The organism is Pseudomonas sp. HLS-6 TE3448 (assembly GCF_053629555.1).
The window spans coordinates 988,018-1,010,300 of record NZ_JBRJIO010000001.1 but is presented as its reverse complement, the minus strand read 5'-3'; the positions used below and the strand labels follow the sequence as shown (position 1 = coordinate 1,010,300).

Genomic DNA, 22,283 nt, shown 5'->3' with positions numbered 1-22,283 from the left:
TCAAAGTTTTTCCCAGTCCCGATGCCAACCAATTCGGCCAGTGTCTGACAATTCATACAGTTCACCATTGGAGTGTTCGGTGCTGAGTTCGTCTCCGCCGAGCTTATACTTATCCTGACGCATCATATTAATAATTGTCTGCCCCTTAATTTTGATTTCATCAGGATCACAGCCTCGATATGCCATGCGGTGATTATTTTTCCATCTTAAATGAACTTCCCCATGCATGGCCTGTATTTCATCATGTACAACCTCTCCATTCTGTTCCCACTGGTCTAAGCTGCGCGCGAGCCTTAGTTTGTGGGTTGAATATTCCGTTATGATCTCAGATTCGTGATCATATACGTCATCAATCGCGATAAGTTGTTGAATAAACGGCTGGCTGAGAAGGTCTTCGGGGAGCACAGGCTCAAATCGAAGGCTGGAAAGTTTATTGTCTCGTGCGTCCTGAAATATTTTCCAATACTTGGCGGTGAAGTCGTCGAAAAGTACGGAGAATGCTTTGCCATTTGATATGGCTATATAATTGCTGTCTCGGATGTTTGAGTTGAGTCGGTCGTAAACTTCATCAACTTTTCCGGGTGGAATAAATTTTTCAGCAATTGTGGTTTTAATTTTTTGAATTATCTCTGTCTCGGCAAGCTCAAAATATATTCTCTTGAAGAATTCTTTTTTGACAGGTGTAGAAAGGTCACTGACGGTGCTTATATAGTCTTTAATTGAATTATCAGATGTTGACGACTTGAGCTCTTCGATCCTATGTCGGATTTTTTCAAAATTTTCTGGCGTATGGTCTTCGAGGTAGGAGACTAATAGACTTCCAATCTTGTTTGAACTGCTTGTGCTTTTGTTGGTGACAAGATGAAATTCAGTTCTATAGATAAAGTTTAGCTGAGCGACCTCGGTTGCCCGTCCATCATTCGGATCAGAGATAACTTTTGCCCAGTTATGAAAAGTTTTCCAAAGGTCGGCATCTAGTTCGGTGAGGGCGACAGGCCTTCCGTCAGCTTGCTTCTGAATCGTATGCTTTAGTTGGAATAGCAGTTGTAGGTCATCATCAACATCTGTATGGACATCGTCTTTAATCTCTAGCCCGACGGACTGTCCTTTCTTTAGGTTTAATACCTTGTAGAGGAAATAGTAGTACTGGTAGTCGAACCCGGCGCTAGCACCCGGAGCGGCTGTTTTCTCCATAAATGTTCTTGATGTTGCCATTTATATATCTCAGCATGATCAATCGTCGTTCGGTCATAACTGACAATTACTGAGAATGTCATCCATGACTTGTTGATTGGTGCATGAGGCCATGATTGCTCCATCCGTGCAACCGTTTTGATATCACTTTGTGCCAGGCAGTGTCGCCAAAATGCTGTATATAAAAACAGTTATATTCGAGAAACAAGAATCTGTGTATGTATCAAGCTCGCCAGCATCAAGCAACCTCACAATCCCCGTATCTCGTTCAAAGACGCTTACAAACCGCGACCATTCCACGTCATCCCGCCAAGAGTGCTGAGTGTTATCAGGGATCAAGGCCCCTGCGACCTGTGGGGATTGTCCACTACGCGGGGCTGGCGGCTCCTTACGACCGGGAATCGCATTCCGGGAGCAAGGGCATCTCATGATCTGGCCTCCTGAGCACCGCTGCCTGTGGGCGGGTGGAGGCTGCATTGGCTGACGAGACCAGTGCCGCGAGATCCTGAGCCAGGTGCAAGCAGCAATGCGATGACCGGGGCATGCCTGACTGTCAGTCAGGTGCAGTCCATTCCCTGGTCTGCGGCACCATCATCTGCAGCGCTGTTGCGGGTGACTTTGGTGTTTGTCACGCTGATCGTCATGTGGGGAGTTACCACACCGTTTATGTAAGAGAAGAGGGCGCTACCATTCTTGGTGTGACCGAGCGACCTGCTGGATGCCAATCGCTTATGTGGATAACCGCCACGGTATGACAGTTGACTGAACAGGCTGCTGTTTGGGTAGCCTTTTTGCTGTGGCGGGGCCTGAGTTGTGTGGTGTGTTGAGATTGCTATCGCAGGCAAGCCAGCTCCTACAGGGATCTGTGCAGGACAGTGCATTTGATCGAATCAGTGTGCATCGCAGGCAAGGCTTCAGAGGATGGCTGCCTGAAAGGATTTCGCACGGACAACCGCCAGAAACAAAAAAGGCCCACCTTGCGGTGAGCCTTCTTTGGTACTGCGTATGGTGCCGGCACCAGGAATCGAACCCGGGACCTACTGATTACAAGTCAGTTGCTCTACCATCTGAGCTATACCGGCTTAGGGGCGCTATTATAGCCATCGGTTTGGTTATGTAAACCACTTCTGTAGCACTTATTGCGTAGGTTTTTTCCTTTCATTCTCTGCCGCCCGGTTTTGCCCTGCAACGGTGGCGGTTTTTGGCGGTTTTTGGCGGTTTTGGCGTGTGATCTGGCGGGGCTGAAAGCCTTATTCACAATCGCTATGTCACGTTACTGTCGCGCTCCTGTCCTTTAAAACAGTCGTTTGTGTTTGCGCAAATGGCTGTTTTTTCTCGCTTAAAATGTGTGACTAAAAAATGACCAGGCGCTGTTTTGCCTTGGATCCAAGGCTTTTGAGGGGTTTGTGGGAAAACCATCAACAGAGTTATCCACAGGCTGTTCACTGCCGCTGGTTGCGTTCGGCCAGTAGCATCAGGTTGCGCGGGGTGAGGGCGTAGTCGCAGAACTGTCCGAGCTGCACGCGGTAGCCCTGGGCTTGCAGGTAGAGGGCGCGGTCGAGCACCAGCCACAGTTCCAATGGCCGGCGGAACAGGTTGCGCAGCAGTTCCAGGTTGCGCACTTCGGCCAGCCTTGTTTGGCCTGCGGCTTCCAGGGCATCCCAGTCGGGGTTGCCGTGCAGGGGCAGGTTTTTGAGGGCGGCGAGGTCGCGGCAGTAGTCGGCAAAGGGCTTGTCTAGCCAACTGCTGGGCAGTGACGGGGTGGGCAGGTAGGCGTCGATGCCGCGCTGTTGGCGTTGCAGCAGGTCGAAGCCGAGGCGGCGGGCCATGGACAGGTCGCGTTGGCGGCGTACTCGGGCGCCAGCGGTGACTGTTTCGCTCAGCGGCAGGCCGAGGTCGTCGAGGCTCAGTTGCAGCGCCGAGGCCTGGGCTGCACTCGACAGGGGTTGGTAGAGCGGGCCTTGGGTGCGGTTGTAGCAGCACGGGGCAATGGCCAGTTGGTTGCAGCCACGGGCGCTTGCCAGTTGTATCAAGCGTACGTGCAGGTCGCCGCAGGCGTGCAGGGCCACGGGTGTGTGCTGTGGGCTGAGTTGCTGGTCGGTGTCGTCGGCCAGCACATCCTGCAGGCGGTGTTCGGCGTTCAGGCCGTGGTGTTGGCTAAGCGCTTGGCCGGCCTGTACCAGGGCCGGGTCGTATTCCAGGCAGGTCAGGTGCTGGTCGTTGTGCAGCAGGCGGCGGCCCAGGTGGCCTTTGCCGGCGCACCAGTCGAGCCAGTGGCGCGGGGTATGGGTAAAGCCCAGGTGGCTGGCGAAGGCTTCGATCTGCTGCCATTTGCGCCCCGGTACGTCGACGTTCAGCCGCGGCGGGGCTGGGGTGATGGCAACAGCGGGCAGTTCGCCGACCGCCGCCAGTTGCGCGGCCTGTGCCGCCAGCTGTGGATAAGGCGCCGGTGCGTCGAGTGTTTCCGGGTGGTTGTGGGCGGCCTCGGCGTCGCTCAGTGTGCGTTGGCGCAGCCACTGGGCCAGGGCCGGGTGCTCGGTTTCCCACGGCAGTTGGCGTTCGGTGAACGGGCGCGGGCGCCAGAGTGCCTGGTGTTGCAGCAGGAAGTGGTCAAGGGCCTGGAAGCGGCTGAGCAGGTGTGCGTCAGCCAGGGCAGCAGCGGGGCCGGAGGCGGCCCCGCTTGCCGGTTCAGCGGCCTTGGCAGGCATCGACTCGCAGCCAGCGTTCGAGCAGCTTGAAGCCGTTTACCAGCAGGAAGGAGATCAGCAGGTAGAACAGCCCGGCCGCGAAGAAGATCTCTACCGGCAGGTAGGTGCGGGCGATGATGGTACGCGCCATGCCGGTGAGTTCCAGCAGGGTGACGGTACTGGCCAGGGCACTGGCCTTGAGCATCAGGATCACTTCGTTGCTGTAGGCCGGCAGGCCGATCCGTGCGGCACGCGGCAGCATGATGTAGAACAGCGCCTTGGCCTTGGACATGCCCAGCGCCCGTGCCGCTTCGATCTCGCCCCGTGGGATGGCCTGCAGCGCACCGCGCAGGATCTCGGCGATGTAGGCGGCGGTGTGCAGGGTCATGGTCAGCACCGTACACCAGAACGGGTCACGCAGGTACGGCCACAGGGCGCTGCTGCGCACGGCGTCGAACTGGGCCAGGCCGTAGTAGACCAGGAACAGCTGCACCAGCAGTGGGGTGCCACGGAAGAAGAAGATGTAGCTGAAGGGCACGGCACGTACATACCAGTGCCGCGACGAGCGGGCGATGCCCAGCGGGATGGCCAGGATCAGCCCGGCGATCACCGCGATGGCGACCAGTTCCAGGGTGAGCGTGGCGCCTTGGGCCAGGCGTGGCAGCCACTTGATGATGACTTCCCAGTTCATTGGTTGGCCCTCGCGAAGCCGCGTGCGGCGCGTTTTTCCATGAAGTGCATGCCGGTCATGGCGATGATGGTCAGGCCCAGGTAGATGAAGGCGGCAACCATATAGAAAGTGAATGGCTGTTTACTGACCGTCACGGCGATCTGCGAGTGACGCATGATTTCTTCCAGGCCGATCACCGAGACCAGCGCGGTGTCTTTCATCAGGATCATGAACAGGTTGCCCAGGCCGGGCAGGGCGATGCGCCACATTTGCGGCAGGATCAGTTTCGAGAAGATCCGGCCCTTGGACAGGCCCAGGGCCAGGCCCGCTTCACGGTGGCCCTTGGGGATGGCCAGGATCGCACCACGGAAGACTTCCGTGGCATAGGCGCCGAAGCACAGGCCCAGGGCGATGACGCCAGCGGCGAAGGCATTGAGCTCCAGGCCAGGGATGTTCAGGGCTTCGCCCAGCCGGTTCATCAGGCTGACGGTGCCGAAGTAGATCAACAGTACCCACAGCAGTTCAGGTACGCCACGTACCAGGGTGGAGTAGAAACCACCGAGCCATTGCAGGGGTTTGTACGGCGAGGTTTTGGCCAGGGCGCCGAGCAGGCCCAGGACCAGCCCCAGTGCCAGGGCACACAACGCCAGTTTGACGGTCATCAAGGTACCGGCAGCAAGTGCCGGGCCGAATCCGTAGAGGTCGATATTCATGGGCAGGTTTGTTCAAGGGACGGGCACCGCCGCCAGGGCGGTGCCGGTCGGGCGGATCAGTAGATACTGAACGGGAAGTACTTGTCGTTGATCTTCTTGTACGTGCCGTCGGCGATGATTTCTTTCAGCGCAGCATTCAGCTTCTCACGCAGTGGGTCGCCTTTACGCACGGCGATACCGACTTCGTCACTCTCGACCACCGGGTCGCCCTTGAACTCGTAGTTCTTGCCAGCGTCGGTTTTCAGCCAGTCATAGTTGACGTACTTGTCGGCGAGGATCGCGTCGACCCGGCCGGAGGTCAGGTCCAGATAGGCGTTTTCCTGGGTGTCGTACAGCTTGATGTCGATGTCGCTGCCGTAGTTGTCTTCCAGCCAGGTGCCGGCGAGGGTGGCGCGTTGGGTACCGATCACCTTGCCTTTGAGCGAGGCCTTGTCGGTTTTGAAGTCGACGTTTTTCGGGGCGATGAACTGCAGTTTGTTCGAGTAGTAGCGGTCGGTGAAGTCAACGGCCTGCTTGCGCTCGTCGGTGATCGACAGCGAGGAGATCAGGAAGTCGAACTTCTTGGCGTTCAGGGCCGGGATGATGCCGTCCCAGTCCGAGGTGACGACGTCGCATTCGACTTTCATCTTGGCGCACAGGGCGTCGCCGATGTCTTTGTCGAAGCCGACGACCTGGCCGCTGGCATCCTTGTTGTTGAACGGCGGGTAGGCCGCCTCGATGCCCATCTTCAGTTTTTCGGCAGCCATGGCATTGGCCGAAAACACCAGCGTGGCGGCAGCGGCCAGGAGGAATTTCTTATAGCTCTGCATGCGTGTTGCTCCGTTAGCGGTTGCTGGACATGAATTGTTTGCAGCGCGCCGAGTTCGGGTTTTCAAAAACCTGCTGCGGCGATCCTTGCTCTTCGATCAGGCCTTGGTGCAGGAAGATCACTTCGCTGGACACCTGGCGGGCAAAGCCCATTTCGTGAGTAACCAGTAGCATGGTTCGACCTTCTTCGGCCAGCGCACGGATCACGTTGAGCACTTCCTGGACCATTTCCGGGTCCAGTGCCGAGGTGGGCTCGTCAAACAGGATGACCTTCGGTTGCATGGCCAGGGTCCGGGCGATGGCGGCCCGCTGTTGTTGCCCGCCAGACAACTCGGCGGGGTAGGCGTGGCGCTTGTGGTGAATGCCGACCTTGTCCAGCAGTGCTTCGGCGGTCTCGATGGCTTCGGCCTTGCTCTGGCCCAGCACGCGACGGGGCGCCTCGATGATGTTGTCGAGGATGGTCATGTGCGGCCAGAGGTTGAAGTTCTGGAAGACGAAGCCGATCTCGCTGCGCAGGCGATTGATCTGCTTGTTGTCGGCGGCGATCAGCTCGCCGTTTTTCGCGGCCTTCAGGCGCAGCTCTTCACCCGCGACGAGGATTTGGCCTTGATGCGGGTTTTCCAGCAGGTTGATGCAGCGCAGCAGGGTGGACTTGCCTGAACCCGAAGACCCCAGAATCGAGATCACGTCGCCGTCGCGTGCGGTCAGCGAAATACCCTTGAGTATCTCCACGTCACCGTAGCGTTTGTGCAGGTTGCGGATTTCAAGCGCGGGCGTGGCCTGGGCCATGTGCGGTCCTCATGAGTTCTGATGCGCTCCTGCTGTTGTAGGCCTTCCTGGCTTGGCGCCACGCTAGCATAGCGTTCTGACGGCCGCCAACAGCGTCGGGCGGGGCAATCGGCTGGGGTGAGGGCAGGTGTCGCATCGTTGCAGCGGACTGTCGCGCCAATGTCCGCCTGCTCCCATTTCCAGGGCCGGAGCCTTGATGAAAAAAGGCGCGATGGTGCCAGTTTTGGCCGGTACTGGGAAGCCGTATTTAGTCCTGTGCCCTCTGGGCTGCCTGCGGGTTGCACTGCGGGGTTGCACTTTTATTGCGCAAAAAATGTGCAGGGGTGTTACCACCGGCCGATTTCGGTGCACCTGCATGTATGTGTAACTGAGTATTTCGGTAATCTGAGGTGCGATGCCCTTGAATAATGGCCTTTTGGCCAGCCTTTGGCCAAAAGGCCCGCAAGGCTCGTTGTAGAGGGTTGTGCTGAATGCGGAGCAACTGCTGAAAAAATTTGGCGCAGTTCTTGCTCAAGGCATGGGTAACAGGACGTATCAGTCTTTCTTTACGAAGGGTGTGATTCAGGATTAGAGCGCCCATTCCTCGCTATAGGTAGTGTTATGAGCGGTACGCACAACTCCAATGACCTCGCTCAGGGGCTCAAGCAACGGCATGTCACCATGCTGTCCATCGCGGGTGTAATCGGTGCCGGTTTGTTCGTCGGCTCCGGCCATGCCATCGCCGAAGCCGGCCCTGCCGTGCTGCTGGCCTACGCCGCTGCCGGTACGCTGGTGGTGTTGGTGATGCGCATGTTGGCCGAAATGGCCGTGGCGTCGCCGGATACCGGTTCTTTCTCCACCTACGCCGACAAGGCCATCGGCCACTGGGCCGGTTTCACCATCGGCTGGTTGTACTGGTGGTTCTGGGTGTTGGTGATCCCGTTGGAGGCCAACGCCGCCGCGACCATTTTGCACGCCTGGTTCCCTGATATTGCGATTTGGGCCTTTACCCTGATCATTACCCTGTTGCTGACCGCAACCAACCTGTTCAGCGTGAAGAACTACGGCGAGTTCGAGTTCTGGTTCGCCTTGATGAAGGTGGTGGCGATCATCGGCTTCATCATTCTCGGGCTGGCGGCGATCTTCGGTTTCATGCCGAACAGCCAGGTCAGCGGTGTCAGCCACCTGTTCGATACCCAGGGCTTCATGCCTAACGGGATGGGGGCGGTGCTGGCAGCCATGCTGACCACCATGTTCTCGTTCATGGGTACTGAGATTGTCACCATTGCCGCGGCCGAATCGAAAGACCCGTGCAAGCAGATCACCAAGGCGACCAATTCGGTCATCTGGCGGATTTGCCTGTTCTACCTCGTGTCGATCTTTATCGTCGTGGCGCTGGTGCCGTGGAACCATGGCCCGCTGGCAGAAGTCGGTTCGTACCAGACGGTGTTGAACCTGATCGGCGTGCCGAATGCCAAGGTGATCGTCGACATCGTCGTGTTGATCGCAGTAACCAGCTGCCTGAACTCGGCGCTGTACACCTCTTCGCGCATGCTGTTCTCCCTCGGCAAGCGTGGTGATGCCCCGGCAATTGCCCAGCGCACCAACGCCAGCGGTACGCCGCACTGGGCGGTGCTGTTGTCGACTGCTGCCGCGTTCCTGGCCGTGTTCGCCAACTATGTCGCGCCGGCGGCGGTGTTCGAGTTCCTGCTGGCCAGCTCTGGTGCCATTGCGCTGCTGGTGTACCTGGTGATTGCCATCTCGCAACTGCGCATGCGTCGTCAGCGCATGGCCCGTGGTGAGAAGATCGTCTTCAAGATGTGGCTGTTCCCGGGCCTGACCTGGGCGACCATCCTGTTCATCGTTGGCATCCTGACGGTCATGCTGATCCGCCCGGACCATCGGGTAGAGATCATCGCGACTGGCCTGCTGACCATCGCCGTGGTCGCTGCGGGCCTGCTGACGGCGCGCAAGCACAAGGCGCTGGCCGCTGGGCGTGTCGCCGTGCTTAACAACTGATACAAGGCTGTTGAGCAAAAAGGCCGCTACCCGAAAGGGAGCGGCCTTTTTGCTACTGTGGGAGCGGTGCTTGCCCGCGATGCAGGCACCGCGAACTTGCTGACACTCCGCTGACTCTATCGCGGGCAAGCCCGGCTCCTACAGGATGAGCTGCAGCCCTGTTATGCCGGGCGCTTTTGTACTTTCGAGACGGCTTCCGAGGCGGCGACATAGGCTTCCTGGAATTCGTCGCTCTCCAGCCAGGCCATGGCGGTGGCTTCGTCGGCGTCGTCGAGCCATTTGCGGTAGGCGCAGAAGACCATGACGATGTAGTCGGTCGATTGCTCTTCCTTGTGCCCCTTGAGCACCAGGGCCAGCAACGGGTCGACGAGGAACACCGCGATCATTGCCTGCAGGCCGTTGTCTTGCGCCTGGGCTTGTTTCATTTTCTCGAACAGGGCGTTGTAGCTGCCCGAGTTCATGGCCTTGTTGAATACCTGCTCAACACCCACGCTGGAGGCGTCCGACGAGCTCTTGACTGCCTGCCCACTGCGCACCATTCGGTTTTCCCGGGCCTTGTTGGCGGCGCGTTTGGCGCGTTTCTGTTGTTTGCTGCTGGAGGCCATCGATGAAATCCTTGAAATAAGCTGATGCGTCCGGCTATTGAAACGCAGTTGGTCAGGAAACCCAAGCTGCGTCTGGTGCGTTGTGGTGGGCGGCGGGTGGCTCAGGCGGGCAATGACAGTGGCTGGGTGCTCGGCTCAATCCGGTGTTCGGTGGTCGCTCTTTCGTCTTCCTCGATCACCCGTGAAGCACGGTCGACCAGTAGTGGGTCCGGCTGGTGGGCGACTTTCAGGTTCTTGCCCGGGTAGTCGAGTGAGTGCAGGAAGTGGCGAATGCAGTTGAGGCGCGCGCGCTTCTTGTCATCAGACTTGATCACGGTCCAGGGGGCATCGGCGGTGTCGGTGTGGAAGAACATGGCTTCCTTGGCCGCGGTGTAGTCGTCCCAGCGGTCCAGCGACTTGATGTCGATGGGCGAGAGTTTCCAGTGCTTGAGCGGGTCGTCGCGGCGCGAGATGAAGCGTCGCAGTTGTTCTTCGCGGTCCACTGAGAACCAGTACTTGAACAGCAGGATGCCGCTGTTGCAGAGCATGCGCTCAAGGTCCGGCGCCTGGCGCATGAATTCCAGGTACTGCAGCGGGGTGCAGAATTCCATCACCCGCTCGACGCCAGCGCGGTTGTACCAGGAGCGGTCGAAGAAGACCATTTCACCCGCCGTGGGCAGGTGCTGGATGTAGCGCTGGAAGTACCACTGGCCCTTTTCCTGTTCGGAAGGCTTCTCCAGGGCGACGATTCGCGCGCCACGTGGGTTCAGGTGTTCCATGAAGCGTTTGATGGTGCCGCCTTTGCCCGCCGCATCACGGCCTTCAAAAAGCACCACGATCCGTTGCCCGGTTTCCTTGACCCAGTTCTGCACCTTGAGCAGTTCGATCTGCAACTCGTGCTTGGCCTTTTCGTATTCGAGGCGGCGCATGCGGTTGCGGTACGGGTAGCGGGCCGGCAGCTTCGCCGAGGAGCTGTCTTCGTTCGAACCATGGGGCGCGGAAATTACTTGCAGGGCCATGGGCTGCTGGCTGGCCGTGCTGATTTCGGCTTCAAGGTTTTTCACGGCGACCGGTTTGCTGGTGCTGCGTGCTCGGCGGGTGCGTGGTGCAGTGGCTTTGCGCGGGGCGCTTTTGCTGGTGCTGAGCGTTGCGGTTGGCGTGGTGCTTTCAGGCAAGGCGTTGGGAAGGGGGTGGGCGGTTGATTCTTCGCTCATGGGAGACCTGTGTTCTCTCTCGGATGTCTAAAAGCATTTTAGGGATCCAAAAGTGATGGCACATTGACTCTTATCAATAGGGCGTCGCTTTGCCGCAAGGTGATTAAACCCCGGAAAACAAAAAACCCGCACTAGGCGGGTTTTTTGATGTTTCAGATGATGCTGGCACCATCTGAACTGAATGATGGTGCCCAGAGACGGAATCGAACCGCCGACACGGGGATTTTCAATCCCCTGCTCTACCGACTGAGCTATCTGGGCAACGGGGCGCATTAAAAGGCTTTTTCGGACTTAGGTCAAGCAAGTTTTGAAAAATTTTTTAATTAATACCGTCGCTTACGATTTTACGGGGTTATTCGGCAGGTGGAACGTAGCCTTCGGCCTTGGCGTAGTCCTCGCCGGAGAAGAACTTGTCCATCTCGCCCTGCAGGTATTTGCGGTCTTCGGCGTTCATCATGTTCAGGCGCTTCTCGTTGATCAGCATGGTCTGGTGTTTCTGCCAGTCGGCCCAGGCTTTCTGCGAGATGTGGTTGAAGATGTCTTCGCCCTTGGCGCCTGGGTAGGGTTGGCGCTCCAGGCCTGGCAGTTCTTCTTTGTACTTGCGGCACATTACGGTACGGGTCATGACGACTCTCCTGAATTCAAGGCATCGGCTGCGCGTTTGAGCAGCTTTTTCACCGGGGCGGCAAGGCCCAGGCGCGGCGGGGTGGCGAGGTTATACCAGAGCCAGTCGGCCTCGGCCACGTGCTCGCCCCGGCTGTCGACGCGCACCAGCCAGGGTTCGATGGCCAACTGGAAGTGGCTGAAGGTGTGGGTCAGGCCGCTCAGTGCCTGACGGCTGTCCAGGGTCAACTGGTGCTGTTCGGCAAGGTGCTCAAGGTCGGCCAGGGTATCGAGCTCGGGCAGGCTCCAGAGCCCGCCCCAGAGGCCGCTGGAGGGCCGGCGATAAAGCAGGATCGCGCCTTCACGGTTGGCCAGCAGGGGCATCAGCGTACTGCGCTGTGGCAGGGCTTTGCGCGGCTTGGGCAGCGGGTAGCGGGTTTCCTGGCCGAGCAGGTGCGCTTCACAGCCGCGTTTGAGCGGGCAGAGCAGGCAACTGGGCTTGCTGCGGGTACACAGGGTGGCGCCCAGGTCCATCATCGCCTGGGTGTAGTGGTTCACCCGGCTATGCGGGGTAAAACGCTCGGCGGTGGCCCACAGCGCCTTGGCCACCTTCGGTTCGCCGGGGTAGCCCTCCTGGGCACTGTAGCGGGCCAGTACCCGTTTCACGTTGCCGTCGAGGATCGGCGCACGCAGGCCCATGCTGATGCTGGCAATGGCGCCGGCCGTGGATAGGCCGATACCCGGCAGGTCGGTGAGTTTTTCCACGTCTCGGGGAAACTCGCCGGCGTACTGCTCGACAACGATCTTCGCGGTCTTCTGCAGGTTGCGGGCGCGGGTGTAGTAGCCCAGGCCCGTCCACAGGTGCAGAACTTCGTCTTCCTCTGCTGCGGCCAGCGCTTCAACGGTCGGCAGGGCTTCCATGAAGCGCCCGAAGTAGTTGAGCACGGTGCTCACCTGGGTTTGCTGCAGCATGATTTCCGACACCCACACCCGATAGGGGGTGATGCCCTGTTGCCAGGGCAGGTCGTGGCGGCCGTGTTGGTCGTACCATTCCAGTACGGCACTGGAGAACTGCTCGGGACTCATTGCTTGAACAGCCCCTTGAGTGCGTCTTTCAATTCTGGAGATACCTTATCGCCTAACTTTTCGTTGATCTTTTCGCTGAGTTTGTCACCGGCCAGCTTCGCCGCCACCTTGCCCAGGCCGTCCTTGTCGACACGGCAGGCCTTGGCGCCCAGCTCCAGCGGGCCACGGCAATGCAGTGGCCACTCAAGGCCGACGTAGCGTGAATTGACCTGGCAGGCCGGGTCGGGCATGTCGCGCTTGTCACCTTCGATGATCACGCCAACGCGGTAGTCCATGCCCAACACCCGCAGGTCGAGGTCGCCGGCACCGTTGACGGTCAGGCCAGGAATCCGCACTTTCAGGTCCGGGTTGCTGGCCACGCCATTGCGCAGTACCAGGCTGCCTTTGAGTTCCTCGAATGGGGTGTCCTTGCCACGCGGCTCGCCACTCAGTGCCTTGCGGTTGAGTGTGGCGATCCCTTGGCAGAGTTGTTGTTCAAGGTTGGCATTGACCAGCACGCCGTTGTTGATGGCGAAGCTGGCGTTGCCGTTGAGGGTGTCGATCAGCGCTTTCTGGCTGTTGCCGCTGGCGGTCAGGTCGCTCGTGAGGTCGAGCAGGCCCTTGAGCGGCGAGCTGTCGTCCTCGCCCTTGATGAAGTGTTCCACGGGTACCCGGTTGATCTGCGTGTTCAGGCCGATCTGCGGGATCGCCGGGCGCACGTCGAGCTTGCCCTTGCTCTCGAAGTCGCCGTTGTACAGGCCGCCGCGCAGGGTTTCCAGGGTGAGCAAGCCGCCCTGGCCGCTGGCTTTGAGGCTGGCGTCTTCGATCGGCAGTTTTTTCAGGGTCAGCAGTCCGAAGTTCAGGTCGGCTTGCAGGTCGAGTTGGCGCAGGCGCTCCACGGGCAGCAGGGTGTCACTGCTCCAGGCCACTTGAGTCGGCGCGTCCGGCAACGGCGTGGTGCCTCCACCGGCGAGTGCGCCGGCTTCTTTGCCTTTGACCTCGGCCTTGCGTGCGGCGCTGGCACTGGCGGCGGTTTCGCTTTTAGCCGGCAGGTAGCGGTCCGCATCGAACTTGTCGGCCTTGAGCTGCAGGCGCAGGGCCTGTTTGGCGAAGTCGTCGATGGCTACCCGACCGCTGAAGGTGCTGTCGTCGAGTTTTACCGTCATGTCTTCCAGGGCCAGGCTGGTGCTGCTGCCTTGCAGGCGGCTGACCAGTTCGAATTTGCTCAGGGTGGTGGTGTCGGCCATCGCTGGCAGGGGGTAGCCGATGCTGTCGAGGAAGGTTCGCAGGTTGAGTTGGGCGATGGACAGGCCGCCAGTGAGTTTCGGTGCCTTGTCCAGGTCGCGCAGGTTCAGCTCGCCGAGGGCGCGCAGTTGGTTGGCAGACACCTTCAGGCTGTTCCATTCGGCGACATTGGCGGCCAGGTCAACCAGCAACTGGCCCTGGGCGGCAAAGGTCATGGTCTTGCCCTGCAGCGGCTCGCCGGAGGCTTCACCGGTGAGCTTCATGTCTTCGAGCTGGTAACGCTTGAGGGCGCGGTCAAAGCGCAGTTCACCGTTCAGCTCGGTGCGGGCGCGCAGCACTGGCTGGCCGACGCTGAGGAATGCGGTGAGTTTCAGCGGGATGTCGACCCCTTCATGCACCGCCCCCGTGCTCAGTTGGATGCTGTCGGCATTGAAGGTCTGGCCGTTGCGTGCATCGCTGTACTGCACACGGGCGTTGTTTACGGTGAGGCTGTCGATGTCCAGCTTGACCGGGCGCTCGTTGGCCGTGGCCGCCTGGCTGGTTTCGGCCGGTGCCGGTGTAGCCGTAGTAGCGGGCGTCGTGGTTGTGGCGGGGGTGGTGCCTGGCAATGGCTTGCCGAAGTCTTCCCAGTTGCCATGGCCGTTTTCGTCACGGGCCAGGGTCAGGTTCAACCCTTCGACCCGGACATCGCTCATTTGTACTTCGCGGCGCAGCAGGGGCAGCACGCGCACGGAAAGGCCAAGCATCTTCAGGTCGGCGAACGGGGTTTTCGGGGTGTTCAGGGTCGCGATGCTGGCGTCGTGCAGTTCCAGGCCCAGCCAGGGGAACAGGCTCCAGCCGATGTCGCCGTTGAGGGTCAGCTCAATGTTGGCCTTGTCGCGAGCCAGCTGGCGAATCTCGTCTTTGTAGTCGTTGGGATCGAAGAGGTGGGTCAGGGCGAAACCCAGAGCCACAATGATCAGCAACAACCCGAGAAGTACCAGCCCCAGGATTTTGCCGAACGCTTTCATGGGCGAGTCCTTGTAGTCCGATTTTTAGAAAATTCAGCCGCAGAGTATAGCGCTGCGCATTTGGTTGCCGGTTTAAGTGCGTGCCCCAGCGTTATACGGTTGCGGACAGCTCCAGCGGCAGGTCCAGTTGGCTTGCCAGCGCCTGAATGGCCGCGCACTTGGTCATGGCCTGCAAGCGCAGAGTTTGCCCGGCTTCGCGGGCCATACGCTGTGCTTCGCTGACCAGTCGCAGGCCCACCCCGCGTCGACGCGTCACGCTGCGCACGCACAAGTGCGACAGGCGCCAGGCGTCATGCTGACGCGTAAGGCGGGCAGCGCCTAGCAGACGATCGTTGAACCGCGCTGCGATCAGGCTGCCGTCGGCCAAGGCTGCGGCCAACCAGGCTTCGGCGGCTTCGCCAGGGGCGAACAGATCGGCAGGTGCATCGGCGTAGATCTTCGCCAGGTCCAGCCGGTCTTGTTGGCTCGGTGTACGCACGGCTTCGACAACGACAGGCATGTAGGTTCCTCGTGACAGGTCAGTTAACTAAAAAAGGACGATATCAGATTGCTTTCAGTGAGCCCGGCAAATGGTACCCTTTCGCGGTTTTCAGGTGCCTGTGTAGCGTTTTGCCGCATTTTACTGATTGCCTGCCGCTAGAACGTTCGCTGCCCGCGTGCGCCAAGGTCGAGGGCGGATGTGGGGCCTGCGAACCGTCCAGATCGATAAGGGAAAACAATAAATGAGCAGCATTACGGCAGGTGCGATTGTTCCTGCACCGAGCTTTTTGTCCAAGGAGCGCATCATCGCCCAGCCGGGCTTCAACCGCTGGCTGGTGCCGCCGGCAGCCTTGGCGATTCACCTGTGTATCGGCATGGCCTACGGCTTTTCGGTGTTCTGGTTGCCGCTGTCCAAGGCCATTGGTATCAGTGCGCCGGTTGCCTGCTCGGCAGACATGGGTTTTCTGGCCCAGGCGTTTTCCTCAAGCTGTGACTGGCCGATCTCGATGCTGGGCTGGATCTACACGCTGTTTTTCATTTTTCTCGGCTGTTCGGCAGCGATCTGGGGCGGTTGGCTTGAGCACGCCGGGCCACGCAAGGCCGGTGTGGTGTCAGCGCTGTGCTGGTGCGGCGGCCTACTGATTTCGGCGTTGGGTGTGTACACCCACCAACTGTGGCTGATGTGGCTGGGTTCCGGGGTGATTGGCGGTATTGGCCTGGGGCTGGGGTACATCTCACCGGTGTCGACCTTGATCAAGTGGTTCCCGGACAAACGCGGCATGGCCACCGGTATGGCGATCATGGGCTTTGGTGGCGGGGCCATGGTTGGTGCCCCGCTGGCGGCGGCACTGATGAACCATTTCGCCAGCCCTGAAGGGGTCGGCGTGTGGCAGAGCTTTGTGGTGATGGCGGCGATTTACTTCGTCTTCATGATCGGCGGCGCGTTGGCGTACCGCGTACCGCCTACTGGCTGGAAGCCCGAGGGCTGGGTCGCACCGCAGAAAAAAGCCAGCAATACAATGATTACCCATCGCCATGTGCATGTCAGCGTGGCCTGGAAAACCCCACAGTTTGCGTTGGTCTGGCTGGTGCTGTGCCTGAACGTCTCGGCGGGTATCGGTATCCTCGGCATGGCTTCGCCGCTGTTGCAGGAGGTGTTTGCCGGGAAGTTGCTGGGTAACGACCTGCGCTTCAGCGAGCTGAACGCTGCGCAGTTGAGCCAGATCGCCGCGATTGCCGCCGGTTTCACCGGCTTGCTCAGCCTGTTCAACATTGGCGGACGGTTCTTCTGGGCCTCGTTCTCCGACTACATTGGCCGCAAGAACACCTACTTTGCCTTTTTCGCGCTGGGCTTCGCCCTGTATGCGCTGGTGCCGAACATGGGCCACCTGGGCAATGTGGTGCTGTTCGTAGCGGCGTTCTGCATCATCCTCTCCATGTACGGCGGTGGCTTTGCCACGGTGCCGGCCTACCTTGCCGATCTGTTCGGCACGCACATGGTCGGCGCAATCCATGGTCGCCTGCTGACCGCCTGGGCGGCGGCGGGTGTGCTGGGGCCGGTGCTGGTCAACTACTTGCGTGAGTACCAGTTGAGCATCGGGGTCGAGCGGGCAGCCGCCTATGACATCACCTTGTACATCCTGGCCGGCTTGCTGGTACTGGGTTTCATCTGCAATGCCCTCGTGCGCCCGGTAGCCGACAAGCACTTCATGACCGACGAGCAATTGGCCGCCGAGGAAAAACGCTCGCAGGCCCACGCCATCACCAGCGCCAAGGCACTGCAATGGCACGCCTCACCGGCGAGTATGCCGCTGGTGCTGTTGGCCTGGCTGGTCGTCGGTATTCCGCTGGCCTGGGGCGTCTGGGCGACGCTGCAGAAGACTGCCGCGTTGTTCCATTAAGCCACTCGCCAGCAGGGCCGGCACCTACGGGCATGCACAATTGCCGTTGGGTGTCGGCCTTGTCGGCGATCAAGCCCCTGCATGGCAGGCAGAAATTCCCTGCCATGCGTCATGTTCGTTTCAAGCCGAGCGTATCTGGGCCTATAATGGTCGCCTTTTTCGCCCAATGATTTCGCGGAGCAGGTGATGGTCGAACGTAAGGCTTCCGTCGAGCGCAATACTCTGGAAACCCAGATCAAGGCCTCGATCAACCTGGATGGCAGTGGCAAGGCCCGATTCGATATCGGTGTCCCCTTCTTGGAACATATGCTCGACCAGATCGCCCGACATGGGCTGATCGACCTGGACATCGAGTGCAAGGGCGACCTGCATATCGACGACCACCATACGGTCGAGGACGTCGGTATCACCCTGGGCCAGGCATTCAGCCAGGCAATCGGCGACAAGAAAGGTATCCGTCGTTACGGCCACGCCTACGTGCCGCTCGATGAAGCCCTGTCGCGTGTGGTCATCGACTTCTCGGGTCGCCCAGGCCTGCAGATGCACGTGCCGTACACCCGTGCGTCGGTCGGTGGCTTCGATGTCGACCTGTTCCAGGAGTTCTTCCAGGGCTTCGTCAACCACGCCAACGTCACACTGCACATCGACAACCTGCGTGGGCACAACACCCACCACCAGATCGAGACCGTGTTCAAGGCCTTCGGCCGTGCCCTGCGCATGGCGATCGAGCTGGACGAGCGCATGGCCGGCCAGATGCCTTCCACCAAGGGTTGCCTGTAATGCAGACCGTTGCCGTTATCGACTATGGCATGGGCAACCTGCACTCGGTGGCCAAGGCCCTGGAGCACGTTGGCGCTGGCAAGGTACTGATCACCAGCGACGCTGCGGTCATCCGTGAGGCTGACCGTGTGGTGTTTCCAGGCGTGGGCGCGATTCGCGACTGCATGGCCGAGATCCGCCGCCTGGGCTTCGACAGCCTGGTGCAGGAAGTCAGCCAGGACCGTCCCTTCCTTGGCATCTGCGTGGGCATGCAAGCCCTGCTGGAGCACAGCGAAGAGAACAACGGCGTTGACTGCATTGGCATGTTCCCGGGCAATGTGCGCTTTTTCGGCAAAGACCTGCACGAAGACGGCGAACACCTGAAAGTGCCGCACATGGGTTGGAACGAAGTCGAGCAGACGATCGACCACCCGCTGTGGCACAACATTCCGGACCTGGCGCGGTTTTACTTTGTCCACAGCTACTACGTCACGGCCGGCAAGGCTGTGCAGGTGGTCGGTCGTGGCCACTACGGCGTCGATTTCGCCGCAGCGCTGGCCGACGGTTCACGTTTCGCCGTGCAGTTCCACCCGGAGAAAAGCCATACCCATGGCCTGCAGCTGCTGCAGAACTTCGCGGCCTGGGACGGGCGCTGGTAATGAGCAAGGCCAGGAACAAGGCCCCGATCCTGACGCTGGCGCCCGAACAGGAGCGCGAAGCGTTGGACGTACTCAAGCGCTTTCTCGAAGACCGTTTCGAGCTGCAATTGGGTTCTTTCGAGGTGGCTGAGGTCCTGGACCTGTTCAGCAAAGAGATTGCGCCACACTACTACAACAGGGCGATTGCCGATGTTCAGCTGCACCTCAAGGAGCGGTTCGAGAGCATCGAAAGCGACCTGTGGGCGCTCGAGAAGAACTGACTTCCCGAGCATCGCTGTTTACCGATTAGACAGGTTTTCCAGATGCTGATTATTCCCGCTATCGATCTCAAGGACGGTGCTTGCGTACGTCTGCGCCAAGGCCGCATGGAAGATTCCACGGTGTTTTCCGATGACCCGGTGAGCATGGCCGCCAAATGGGTTGAGGGTGGCTGCCGGCGCCTGCATCTGGTCGATTTGAACGGTGCTTTCGAGGGCCAGCCGGTCAACGGCGAAGTGGTCACCGCGATCGCCAAGCGCTACCCGAACCTGCCGATCCAGATCGGCGGCGGCATTCGTTCGCTGGAAACCATCGAGCACTACGTCAAGGCGGGCGTGAGCTACGTGATCATCGGCACCAAGGCCGTCAAAGAGCCTGAATTCGTGGCCGAAGCCTGCCGCGCCTTCCCGGGCAAGGTCATCGTTGGCCTGGACGCCAAGGATGGCTTCGTCGCCACCGACGGCTGGGCTGAAGTCAGCTCGGTGCAGGTGATCGACCTGGCCAAGCGTTTCGAAGCCGACGGCGTCTCGGCCATCGTCTACACCGACATCGCCAAAGACGGCATGATGCAGGGCTGCAACGTACCGTTCACCGCCGCCCTGGCCGCAGCCACCAAGATCCCGGTGATCGCCTCCGGTGGCATCCACAACCTGGGTGACATCAAGGCCCTGCTCGATGCCAAGGCTCCGGGGATCATCGGCGCCATCACCGGCCGGGCGATCTACGAAGGCACCCTGGATGTCGCCGAGGCGCAAGCCTTCTGCGACAGCTACCAAGGCTGAGGAGAACGCCATGGCGCTGGCCAAACGCATCATCCCTTGCCTGGACGTCGACAACGGTCGTGTGGTCAAGGGCGTCAAGTTCGAGAACATCCGCGATGCCGGTGACCCGGTGGAAATCGCGCGGCGCTACGATGAGCAAGGCGCCGACGAAATCACCTTCCTCGATATCACGGCCAGCGTCGATGGCCGTGACACCACGCTGCACACTGTCGAGCGCATGGCCAGCCAGGTGTTCATCCCGCTGACCGTCGGTGGCGGCGTGCGCACGGTGCAGGACATCCGCAACCTGCTCAATGCCGGTGCCGACAAGGTTTCGATCAACACGGCGGCGGTGTTCAACCCCGAGTTCGTCGGCGAGGCTGCCGCGCATTTCGGTTCGCAGTGCATCGTTGTCGCCATCGACGCCAAGAAGGTCTCGGCACCGGGCGAAGCCCCGCGCTGGGAGATCTTCACTCACGGCGGGCGCAAGCCTACCGGGCTGGATGCGGTGGAGTGGGCGAAGAAGATGGAAGGCCTGGGTGCCGGTGAGATTCTCCTGACCAGCATGGACCAGGACGGCATGAAGAGCGGTTTTGACCTGGGGGTTACCCGGGCCATCAGCGATGCCTTGGGTATTCCGGTGATCGCCTCGGGCGGTGTCGGTAACCTGCAGCACCTGGCTGACGGCATTCTTGAAGGCCACGCCAGCGCTGTGCTGGCTGCGAGTATCTTCCACTTCGGTGAGTACACCGTGCCGGAAGCCAAGGCTTTTATGGCCAAGCAGGGGATTGTCGTTCGCTGACAGTCCTCCATCGCGGGCAAGCTGTGGGGCTTGCCCGCGATAGCTTTCACCCCAGGGTTTTGCCCAGCAGGGCGTGATACAACTCGCTGTCGCCGAGGATACCCACCACGCGGTTGCCTTCCTGCAGCACCAGCTTGTTGCCGGTCTGGTAACGAATCTGCAGTGCTTCGCGCATACCGATACCGGCGTTGACCAGGGTCGGCCGGCGACCCAGCTGTTCCACCGCCTCTCCCGGCCTCCAGTTCTGCAAGTCCAGCCCGTTGACGCCCTGGCGTGCACCTTTGATGGTGTTGCCTTCAGCCAGGTCCAGCCACGAGTCGACACTGGGGTCAATGCAGACCGAACCGTTGATCCGCTTGCACTTGTCCAGGGTACGCATCAGGCTGCGGCCGCAGAGGACGTTGAGCGGGTTGGTGTGGGCGACGAAGGTACGCACGTAGTCGTCAGCCGGGTTGAGGACGATCTCCTCGGGCTTGCTGTACTGGATGATCCGGCCGTCTTTCATGATGGCGATGCGGCTGCCCAGCTTCAGGGCTTCGTCCAGGTCGTGGCTGACGAATACGATGGTCTTGCTCAGCTTGCGCTGCAGTTCCAGCAACTCGTCCTGCAGGCCTTGGCGGATCAGCGGGTCAAGGGCCGAGAACGGTTCGTCCATCAGCAGGATGTCGGCGTCCATGGCCAGCGCGCGGGCCAGGCCGACCCGCTGCTGCATGCCGCCAGAGAGCTCGTCGGGCTTTTTGTTGCGCCACTGGGTGAGGCCGACCAGTTCCAGCTTTTCATCCACCAGCCGGCGTCGTTCATCGGCAGGGCGGCCCTGCATTTCCAGGCCGAAGCTGATGTTTTCGCGCACGGTCAGCCAAGGCATCAGGGCGAATTTCTGGAACACCATGGCAATGCGCTTGGTGCGCATCATCTTCAGTTCAGCCGGGGTGCAGGAAGCGATGTTGATCTGCGAGCCTTCGTGTTCGACGAACAGCTTGCCACGGCTGACCGTGTTCAGGCCGTTGATGCAGCGCAGCAAGCTCGACTTGCCTGAGCCGGACAGGCCCATCAGCACGCAGATTTCGCCTTTGTTGATCTCCAGGCTGGCTTTTTCCACGCCGACCACCAGGCCGGTCTTCTTCAGGATCTGTTCGCGCGTGAAGCCTTGGTCCAGCAGGCTCAGGGCCTCACGCGGTGATTTGGAGAAGATAACGTCTACCTCGTCGAAGCGAATGATGCTCATGCTTCACCCCTTACCGGTACTTCGGGTTGTTTGCAGATACGGTCGAGCATGATCGCCAGCAGTACGATCGCCAGGCCTGCTTCGAAGCCCAGGGCGATATCGGCAGTGTTCAGTGCATTGACCACGGGTTTGCCCAGGCCATCGGCTCCCACCAGCGCCGCAATCACCACCATCGACAGCGACAGCATGATGCATTGGGTGATGCCGGCAGCGATGCTTGGCATGGCGTGGGGCAGTTCGATACGCGAGAGCAATTGGCGACGTGAGCAGCCGAAGGCCTTGCCGGCATCCAGTAGCTCCTGGGGCACGTCGCAGATGCCCAGGTAGGTGAGGCGGATCGGCGCGGCGATGGCGAACACCACCGTCGAGATCAGCCCGGGCACCACACCCAGCCCGAAGAGGGTCAGGGTAGGGATCAGGTAAACGAAGGTCGGCACGGTCTGCATCAGGTCGAGTACCGGCCGCATCATGGTGTAGAACATCGGTTTGTGCGCAGCGACGATGCCCAGTGGCACACCGATAAGCACGCAGACCAGGGTGGCGAACAGCACCTGGGCCAGGGTTTCCATGGTTTCCTGCCAGTACCCCAGGTTCAGGATCAACAGGAACGACAGGGCGACGAACGCTGTCAGTGCCCATTTGCGCTGGATCAGGTGAGCGATCAAGGCAAACAGACCGATCAGAACGAAGGGGTTGAACCAGGTCAGGGCGCCGGTAACGCCATGAATCATGAGTTCCAGTGCGGAGGCGAAAGCATCGAAGAAGTTGGCGCCGTGTTGCGTCAACCATTCGACGAATGCCGAGATGTACTGGCCCAGTGGGAGTTTATGATCGATCAGCATGATAGCGAGCGTCCACC

General features: G+C 60.0%; 21 protein-coding genes and 2 tRNA genes. 7 read left to right on the top strand and 16 right to left on the bottom strand.

The genetic code is table 11. The features are described from left to right. The 7 genes from AB7M23_RS04775 to AB7M23_RS04745 all read right to left on the bottom strand — a co-directional run bounded on the left by AB7M23_RS04775 (position 1) and on the right by AB7M23_RS04745 (position 6,860). Complete coding sequence (locus AB7M23_RS04775) at positions 1-1,215, bottom strand: hypothetical protein (protein ID WP_454240304.1); 1,215 nt, start codon at positions 1,213-1,215, stop codon at positions 1-3. 985 nt (positions 1,216-2,200) lie between these two features. Beyond that, positions 2,201-2,276, bottom strand: a tRNA-Thr gene (locus AB7M23_RS04770). Positions 2,277-2,636: 360 nt separating this feature from the next. Continuing rightward, on the bottom strand, positions 2,637-3,902 hold the full coding sequence (locus AB7M23_RS04765; protein WP_454240303.1) for a methyltransferase: 1,266 nt from the start codon (positions 3,900-3,902) through the stop codon (positions 2,637-2,639). Continuing rightward, entirely contained in the window at positions 3,883-4,572 is a 690-nt protein-coding gene (locus AB7M23_RS04760; RefSeq protein ID WP_065761804.1) for an ABC transporter permease, read from the bottom strand. The genes AB7M23_RS04765 and AB7M23_RS04760 overlap by 20 nt, the downstream gene beginning before the upstream one ends. Then, positions 4,569-5,264: an ABC transporter permease gene (locus tag AB7M23_RS04755; protein WP_065761805.1), complete on the bottom strand. Its 696-nt coding sequence runs from the start codon at positions 5,262-5,264 to the stop codon at positions 4,569-4,571. Before AB7M23_RS04755 ends, AB7M23_RS04760 begins: the two co-directional genes overlap by 4 nt. A gap of 56 nt (positions 5,265-5,320) precedes the next feature. Further along, entirely contained in the window at positions 5,321-6,073 is a 753-nt protein-coding gene (locus AB7M23_RS04750) for an ABC transporter substrate-binding protein (protein WP_102052226.1), read from the bottom strand. A 13-nt stretch (positions 6,074-6,086) separates the two neighbouring features. Then, a complete protein-coding gene (locus AB7M23_RS04745; protein ID WP_065761807.1) occupies positions 6,087-6,860 on the bottom strand; it encodes an ABC transporter ATP-binding protein in 774 nt (257 codons plus the stop codon). A gap of 600 nt (positions 6,861-7,460) precedes the next feature. Between AB7M23_RS04745 and gabP the strand changes: the two genes are divergently transcribed. Continuing rightward, positions 7,461-8,858, top strand: a complete 1,398-nt coding sequence (gabP, locus tag AB7M23_RS04740; RefSeq protein ID WP_454240302.1) for a GABA permease — start codon at positions 7,461-7,463, stop codon at positions 8,856-8,858. A 161-nt stretch (positions 8,859-9,019) separates the two neighbouring features. Here the strand turns inward: gabP and AB7M23_RS04735 are convergent, their stop codons facing one another. The 7 genes from AB7M23_RS04735 to panM form a co-directional block, all read right to left on the bottom strand. Beyond that, positions 9,020-9,463 (bottom strand): hypothetical protein, encoded by a 444-nt coding sequence (locus AB7M23_RS04735; protein ID WP_065761809.1) that lies wholly within the window; start codon positions 9,461-9,463, stop codon positions 9,020-9,022. A 101-nt stretch (positions 9,464-9,564) separates the two neighbouring features. Then, entirely contained in the window at positions 9,565-10,461 is an 897-nt protein-coding gene (gene ppk2 / locus AB7M23_RS04730) for a polyphosphate kinase 2 (RefSeq protein WP_176717483.1), read from the bottom strand. Positions 10,462-10,841: 380 nt separating this feature from the next. Then, a tRNA-Phe gene (locus tag AB7M23_RS04725) sits at positions 10,842-10,917 on the bottom strand. A 91-nt stretch (positions 10,918-11,008) separates the two neighbouring features. Next, complete coding sequence (locus AB7M23_RS04720) at positions 11,009-11,281, bottom strand: oxidative damage protection protein (protein ID WP_065760226.1); 273 nt, start codon at positions 11,279-11,281, stop codon at positions 11,009-11,011. After that, the gene (mutY, locus tag AB7M23_RS04715) at positions 11,278-12,345 is read right to left on the bottom strand and encodes an A/G-specific adenine glycosylase (protein WP_454240301.1); all 1,068 of its coding nucleotides are present in this window, start codon (positions 12,343-12,345) and stop codon (positions 11,278-11,280) included. The genes AB7M23_RS04720 and mutY overlap by 4 nt, the downstream gene beginning before the upstream one ends. Further along, a complete protein-coding gene (locus AB7M23_RS04710) occupies positions 12,342-14,579 on the bottom strand; it encodes an AsmA family protein (protein WP_454240300.1) in 2,238 nt (745 codons plus the stop codon). The genes mutY and AB7M23_RS04710 overlap by 4 nt, the downstream gene beginning before the upstream one ends. A 91-nt stretch (positions 14,580-14,670) precedes the next feature. Next, complete coding sequence (gene panM / locus AB7M23_RS04705; RefSeq protein WP_454240299.1) at positions 14,671-15,078, bottom strand: aspartate 1-decarboxylase autocleavage activator PanM; 408 nt, start codon at positions 15,076-15,078, stop codon at positions 14,671-14,673. A gap of 223 nt (positions 15,079-15,301) precedes the next feature. On the opposite strand from panM, the gene AB7M23_RS04700 reads away from it, so the two are divergent. The 6 genes from AB7M23_RS04700 (at position 15,302) to hisF (ending at position 20,199) form a co-directional block, all read left to right on the top strand. After that, complete coding sequence (locus AB7M23_RS04700; protein WP_454240298.1) at positions 15,302-16,960, top strand: OFA family MFS transporter; 1,659 nt, start codon at positions 15,302-15,304, stop codon at positions 16,958-16,960. Positions 16,961-17,146: 186 nt separating this feature from the next. Then, on the top strand, positions 17,147-17,740 hold the full coding sequence (hisB, locus tag AB7M23_RS04695; RefSeq protein ID WP_010221320.1) for an imidazoleglycerol-phosphate dehydratase HisB: 594 nt from the start codon (positions 17,147-17,149) through the stop codon (positions 17,738-17,740). Further along, positions 17,740-18,378 (top strand): imidazole glycerol phosphate synthase subunit HisH, encoded by a 639-nt coding sequence (hisH, locus tag AB7M23_RS04690; RefSeq protein WP_454240297.1) that lies wholly within the window; start codon positions 17,740-17,742, stop codon positions 18,376-18,378. Before hisB ends, hisH begins: the two co-directional genes overlap by 1 nt. Continuing rightward, positions 18,378-18,638 (top strand): DUF2164 domain-containing protein, encoded by a 261-nt coding sequence (locus AB7M23_RS04685; protein ID WP_065760220.1) that lies wholly within the window; start codon positions 18,378-18,380, stop codon positions 18,636-18,638. The genes hisH and AB7M23_RS04685 overlap by 1 nt, the downstream gene beginning before the upstream one ends. A gap of 42 nt (positions 18,639-18,680) precedes the next feature. After that, complete coding sequence (gene hisA / locus AB7M23_RS04680) at positions 18,681-19,418, top strand: 1-(5-phosphoribosyl)-5-[(5-phosphoribosylamino)methylideneamino]imidazole-4-carboxamide isomerase (RefSeq protein ID WP_007921811.1); 738 nt, start codon at positions 18,681-18,683, stop codon at positions 19,416-19,418. Positions 19,419-19,428: 10 nt separating this feature from the next. Next, on the top strand, positions 19,429-20,199 hold the full coding sequence (gene hisF / locus AB7M23_RS04675) for an imidazole glycerol phosphate synthase subunit HisF (protein WP_065760219.1): 771 nt from the start codon (positions 19,429-19,431) through the stop codon (positions 20,197-20,199). Between the two features lie 46 nt (positions 20,200-20,245). Here the strand turns inward: hisF and choV are convergent, their stop codons facing one another. Continuing rightward, positions 20,246-21,424 (bottom strand): choline ABC transporter ATP-binding protein, encoded by a 1,179-nt coding sequence (choV, locus tag AB7M23_RS04670; protein ID WP_065760218.1) that lies wholly within the window; start codon positions 21,422-21,424, stop codon positions 20,246-20,248. Beyond that, positions 21,421-22,269, bottom strand: coding sequence for a choline ABC transporter permease subunit (gene choW, locus AB7M23_RS04665; protein WP_178081693.1), 849 nt, complete (start codon positions 22,267-22,269; stop codon positions 21,421-21,423). The genes choV and choW overlap by 4 nt, the downstream gene beginning before the upstream one ends. Positions 22,270-22,283: the final 14 nt, after the last annotated feature.